This window comes from Streptomyces sp. NBC_01551, from assembly GCF_026339935.1.
Lineage (GTDB): Bacteria > Actinomycetota > Actinomycetes > Streptomycetales > Streptomycetaceae > Streptomyces.
Map to the genome: position 1 here is coordinate 25,068 of NZ_JAPEPX010000008.1, position 6,514 is coordinate 31,581.

Genomic DNA, 6,514 nt, shown 5'->3' on the forward strand with positions numbered 1-6,514 from the left:
GGGCGGGGCGGGGTGCCCCGCCCGGCGTGCTCAGGCGCCGAGTTCGTCGTCGAGCAGGTCGAAGAGCTCGTCGTCGGTCACCGCGTCGAGGTCGTCGTCGGTGTCCTCGTCGGTGCCGGTGCGCCGTCCGGTGTCCTGGCCGGCGTTCCACTTGGCCATGAGGGCCTGGAGGCGCATCGTGATCCGCGAGCGGGTGACGCTGTCCGCGTCCGTCGCGTCCACCGCGCCCAACGCGCTTTCCAGCCGGTCGAGTTCACCGAAGACGGTGGGTCCGCCGGCGCCGAGGGGCAGGGCGGAGCGCAGGTATCCACTGAGCTGTTCGGGGGTCGGGTAGTCGAAGATGAGCGTGGCCGGGAGCCGGAGTCCGGTGGCAGCGCCGAGCCGGTTGCGCAGCTCGACGGCGGTCAGCGAGTCGAAGCCCAGCTCCTTGAACGCGCTGCCCGGTTCGATGGCGGCCGCGCCGTTGTGGCCCAGTACCTGGGCGACGTGGGTGCAGACCGTGTCGAGCAGCACCCGGTCCCGTTCGGCGGGCGGGAGTTGGGCCAGCCGATCGGCCAGCGTCCCCGGGGCGTCCGCGGAGGCGCCGCCGCTCGTCCTGCGTCGTACGGGTGTACGGAGCAGGCCGCGCAGCAGCGGGGCGACGGTGTCGCCCACCTGGGCCTGGAGGGCGGCGAGGTCGATCCGGGCGGGCACGAGCAGGCTCGCGCTCCCCGGCTCCCCGGCCTCGGCGACCGCGGCCGTCGACGCCCGCAGGGCAGCGTCGAAGAGGGCCAGCCCGTCGGCCTCCGACAGCGCGTTCATGCTGCCGCGGCCGAGGCGGCGCCGGTCCTGGTCGTCGAGGGTGGCGGCCATGCCGGCCTCGTCGTCCCACAGGCCCCACGCGAGCGAGAGGCCCGCCAGGCCCTGGGCCCGGCGGTGCTGGGCGAGCGCGTCGAGGAAGGTGTTGCCGGCCGCGTAGTTGGCCTGTCCGGCGTTGCCGAACACGCCGGCCGCCGAGGAGAACAGGACGAACGCCGCCAGGTCGAGGTGCCGGGTCAGCTCGTGCAGGTTCCATGCCGCGTCGGCCTTGGGCCGCAGCACCTTCGCGACCCGCTCGTGCGTGAGCGAGGTGACGGTGCCGTCGTCGAGCACACCGGCGGTGTGCACGACGGCCGTCAGCGGGTGTCCGGCCGGTACGGAGGCCAGCAGGGCGGCCAGCGCGTCCCGGTCGGCCGCGTCGCAGGCCGCCCAGGTGACCCGGGCACCCGACGCGACCAGCTGATCGGCGAGTTCGGTGGCGCCGTCCGCCGCCGCGCCCCGCCGGCTGGTGAGCAGCAGGTGACGTACGCCGTGCTCGGCGACGAGGTGCCGGGCGAACAGGCCGCCCAGGGTGCCGGTGGCCCCGGTGATCAGGACGGTGCCCTCGGGGTCGACGGCGCGGGTGGCGCCCTCGCCCTCGCCCTCGCCCTCGCCCTCGGCTGCGGCCGCGGGCGCGGGCGGGGTGAGGGCCGCGCGGGCCAGCCGGGGCGCCCGTACGGTCCCCCCGCGCAGGGCGAGCTGGGTCTCGTCGGTGGCGAGCGCGGCGGGCAGGGCCCCGTAGGAGGGGGCCTCGCCGTCGAGGTCGACCAGGACGAACCGGCCGGGGTGCTCGGCCTGCGCGGAGCGCACCAGGCCCCACACGGCGGCGTGCGCGAGGTCCGTGACGTCCTCGTCGGGGTCGGCGGCGACGGCCCCGCGGGTGACGACCGCGAGCCGGGAGGCCGCGAACCGCTCGTCCGCCAGCCACCCCTGGACGAGGTCCAGGGCGTGCGCGGTCGCGGCGTGCGCGGCCGAGGCCGCATCCGGTGCCGCGAGGTCGGGCGCCGGCGAGACGAGGACCGTCTCCGGTGCCGGCTCCCCCAGGGCCTCGGCCACGTCGAAGGCCTCGCCCAGGGCGTTCAGGTCCGGGTACGCCGATCCGCAGGCGTCGTCGAGGATCCCGGCCCGTTCCAGGCCGGCGCCGGTCTTGAGCGGGTCCGCGCCGAGCAGCGCCCAGCCGGCACCGGACTCCGGCGCGGCTTCGGGCAGCGTCAGGGCGGTCCAGTCGACCTGGAACAGCGCCTCGCGTACGGGTCCGGTACCGGAACCGGCGGCGGCAGCGATGCCGTCGGCGGCGAAGGGGCGCAGGACGAGCGAGTCGACGGTCAGGACCGGCTCCCCGCTCCCGTCCCACAGGGTCAGCGTCACCGCGTCCCGGCCCGCCGGTGCCATCCGTACGCGCAATCCGGCAGCGCCGGCGGCGTGCAGCCGCACGCCGTCCCAGGAGAACGGCAGCCGCGCGCCCTGCGGGCCCTCGGGGAAGAACTCCCCGAGGCCGACGGCGTGCAGGGCGGCGTCGAGGAGCGCGGGGTGGAGACCGTACGGGGCGGCTTCCGGGAGGCGGTCCTCGTCGAGGGTGACCTCGGCGAACACCTCGTCCCCGAGCCGGTAGGCCCGGCGGAGGTTGCGGAAGGCGGGGCCGTAGCCGAGTCCGATGCCGTCGAAGCCCGGGTACAGGTCGTCAACGGGGCAGGCGACGGCACCGGCCGGCGGCCACTCCCCCAGGGCCTCGATGCCGGTGTCCGTGGCCTCGGGGGCCAGGACGCCGTCGGCGTGACGGGTCCACGGCTCGTCGGGGGCGGTCTGCTCGGGGCGCGAGTAGACCTGGAAGGCCCGGCGCCCCTGCGCGTCCGGCTCGGCCACCGCGAGCCGCAGCTGCGTCCCGCCCGTCTCCGTCAGCACCAGGGGCGCTTCGAGGGTCAGCTCGTCCAGGCGCCCGCAGCCGGCGTGGTCGCCCGCACGGACGGCCAGTTCGACCAGCGCGGCGCCCGGCAGCAGGACGGTGCCCGCGACGCGGTGGTCGGCCAGCCAGAAGTGGGTGCGCAGGGAGAGCCGCCCGGTGAAGAGGAACCCGTCCGAGTCGGGCAGGTCGACCGCCGCGCCGAGGAGCGGATGCGCGGTCGGGCCGAGCCCGGCGGACGCGACGTCGCCACTGAGGGCGTGGGCGGGCGCCTCCAGCCAGTAGCGCTGGCGCTGGAAGGGGTACGTGGGCAGGTCGGCCCTGCGTGCGCCGGTGCCCGTGTAGTACGCGTCCCAGTCGACGGCGATGCCCCGCAGGTGCGCCTGGGCGAGGGCCGAACCGAGGGTGGCTTCCTCGGGGCGCTCCGCGCGCAGGACGGGGAGGAAGGCCGCACCGTCGCGGGTGAGGCAGTCCTGCGCGAGTGCGGAGAGGACGGCCTCGGGGCCGAGTTCGAGGTAGGTGGCGGCTCCCGCGTCCTCCAGGGCGCGGATGCCGTCGAGGAACCTGACGCCCTCGCGGACGTGCCGGACCCAGAAGTCGGCGGAACCCATCTCGTCGTCGGTGACGAGGGCGCCGGTCAGGTTGGACACGATCGGGATGCGGGGGCTCGCGTACGTCAGCCCCTCGACGACCTCGCGGAAGGCGTCGAGCATGCCGTCCATGTGGGGCGAGTGGAAGGCGTGGCTGACGGTCAGCCGCTTGGTCTTCCGGTCGGGGAACGACTCGGCGATCGCCGTCGCGGCGTCCTCGTCGCCCGCGACGACCACGGACTGCGGGCCGTTGACGGCCGCGATGCTGACGCGGTCGGTCAGCAGCGGCAGGACCTCGTCCTCCGACGCCTGCACGGCGATCATCACGCCGCCGGCGGGCAGCGCCTGCATCAGGCGGCCACGGGCCGCGACCAGGGCGCACGCGTCGTCCAGGGACAGCACCCCGGCGACGTGCGCGGCGGCTATCTCGCCGATGGAGTGGCCGGACAGGTAGTCCGGCTGCACGCCGTACGACTCCAGCAGACGGAACAGCGCCACCTCGACCGCGAACAGGGCCGGCTGCGCGTACTCCGTACGGTCGAGCAGGTCCGCTTCGTCTCCGAACAGGGCCTCCTTCAGCGGCAGTTCGAGGTCCAGTCGCTCGCCCACCGCGTCCAGGGCGGCGGCGAAGACCGGGTAGGTCTCGTACAGCTCACGCCCCATGCCCAGCCGCTGGCTGCCCTGTCCGGTGAACAGGAACGCCAGCTTGCCGACGGTCGGCGAGCCTTCCAGCAGGCCGGCCGCCCACTCGCCCTCGGCGAGCGCGGCGAGACCGGCCAGGAAGCCCTCGCGGTCCTCCGCGACCACGGCGGCGCGCCGGTCGAGGGCGGTCCTGCTCGTGGCCAGGGCGTGGCCGACGTCCACGAGGGACAGTTCGGGGTGCTCGACCACATGCGCCGCCAGGCGCGCGGCCTGGTCGCGCAGGGCCTGCGGGTCCTTCGCCGAGAGGAGCCACGGCAGGCTGCCCGGCACCCGGGCCGGCACGGTCCCCGCCTCGGGCTCCACCGGCTCGGGGGCCTGCTCGATGACGGCGTGGGCGTTGGTGCCGCTGAAGCCGAACGAGGAGACGGCGGCCCGGCGCGGGCGGCCCGTCCGCGGCCAGTCCGTGGCCGAGTCCAGAAGGCTCACGGCTCCCGCCGCCCAGTCGACGTGCGGGGTCGGCTGGTCCACGTACAGCGTCTTGGGCAGGACCCCGTGCCGCATCGCCATGACCATCTTGATGATCCCGGCGACACCGGCGGCGGCCTGCGTGTGGCCCATGTTGGACTTGATCGAGCCGAGGAGCAGCGGCCGGTCCGCCGGGCGGTCCTGCCCATAGGTGGCCAGGAGCGCCTGGGCCTCGATCGGGTCGCCGAGGGTCGTGCCCGTGCCGTGGGCCTCCACCGCGTCGACGTCGGCGGCGGACAGACCGGCGTTGGAGAGGGCCTGGCGGATGACGCGTTGCTGCGAGGGCCCGTTGGGGGCCGTCAGGCCGTTGCTCGCGCCGTCCTGGTTGATCGCCGTACCCCGGACCACGGCCAGCACCGGGTGCCCGTTGCGGCGGGCGTCGGAGAGGCGCTCCACCAGGAGCACCCCGGCGCCTTCGGACCAGCCCGTGCCGTCGGCGTCGGCGGAGAACGCCTTGCAGCGGCCGTCGGCCGCGAGGCCCCGCTGCCGGCTGAACTCCACGAAGGCCGCGGGAGTCGCCATCACGGTCACGCCGCCCGCCAGGGCGAGCGAGCATTCCCCGCTGCGCAGCGCCTGCACGGCGAGGTGCAGGGCCACCAGGGAGGAGGAGCAGGCGGTGTCGACGGTGACCGCCGGGCCCTCCAGGCCGAAGGTGTACGAGAGCCGGCCGGAGATCACGCTGGCCGCGTTGCCCGTGCCGAGGAAGCCCTCGACGCCTTCGGGCAGTGCCGCGAGCCGGGAGGCGTAGTCGTGGTACATGACGCCGGCGAAAACGCCGGTCCGGCTGCCGCGCAGGGTCCGCGGGTCGATGCCGGCCCGTTCGAACGCCTCCCAGGAGGTTTCCAGGAGCAGGCGCTGCTGCGGGTCCATGGCCACGGCTTCGCGCGGCGAGATCCCGAAGAACGCCGGGTCGAAGGCGGAGGCGTCGGAGAGGAAGCCGCCCTCGCGGGCATAGCTCGTGCCCTCGTGGCCGGGGTCGGTGTCGAAGAGGGCGTCGACGTCCCAGCCGCGGTCGTCGGGGAACCCGGAGATGACGTCCCGACCCTCCAGGACGAGCTGCCACAGGGCTTCCGGGCTCTCGACGCCACCGGGGTACCGGCAGCCCAGACCCACGATCGCGATCGGCTCGTCGTCGCGGACCGCGACGGCCACCGGTGCGGACGGCGCGGCCGGCACCGTTCCGAGCAGCTCGGCCCGCAGGTGGTCGGCCAGGACCGTGGAGGTCGGGTAGTCGAAGACGAGGGTGGCGGGCAGGCGCAGCCCGGTGGCGGCGCCGATCAGGTTGCGCAGCTCGACGGCGGTCAGGGAGTCGAAGCCCAGCTCGCGGAAGGAACGGTCGGCCTCGACCGCCTCGGGCCCGGCGTGGCCGAGCACCGCAGCGACCTGATTACGTACCAAGTCCAGTACGAAGAGCAGCTGTTCGGCGTCCGTCAGGCCGACGAGGCGTGCCGCCGGTCCGGATGCGTCGGGTGCGGTGGTGTCGGCGGCGCGGCGAGCGGGCGTGCGGACCAGGCCCGAGAGCAGCGGCGGGAGCATCCCGCTGCCGGCTTGGGCCCGGAGGGCGGCCAGGTCGAGCTTGACCGGCACGAGCAGCGGCTGCCCGGCGGCGCAGGCGGCGTCGAACAACGCCGTGCCTTCAACGGCGGTGAGGGCGTTGACACCGCCACGGCCGAGTCGGGACACGTCCTCGGCGTCCAGAGCACCACCCATGCCACCGACCTCGGCCCACAGACCCCAAGCCAGGGACGTGGCCGCCAGACCCTGGGCCCGACGGTGCGCGGCCAGGGCGTCCAGGAAGGTGTTGCCCGCCGCGTAGTTGGCCTGCCCCGCGCCACCGAACACACCGGCGGCAGACGAGAACAGCACGAACGCGGAGAGGTCCAGGTCCTGGGTGAGCTCGTGCAGGTTCCACGCCGCATCCACCTTCGGACGCAGCACCGCCGACAGACGCGCGGCCGTCAGCGAACCGACCACACCGTCATCAAGGACACCCGCCGTGTGCACGACCGCCGTCAGCGGG

1 protein-coding gene is annotated in these 6,514 nt (G+C 75.1%); it reads right to left on the bottom strand.

What is annotated here, in order from left to right; genetic code table 11:
* Positions 1-30: 30 nt before the first annotated feature.
* Positions 31-6,514 (bottom strand): type I polyketide synthase (locus OG982_RS30785; protein ID WP_266950255.1); only part of this gene is annotated, 6,484 nt, incomplete at its 5' end.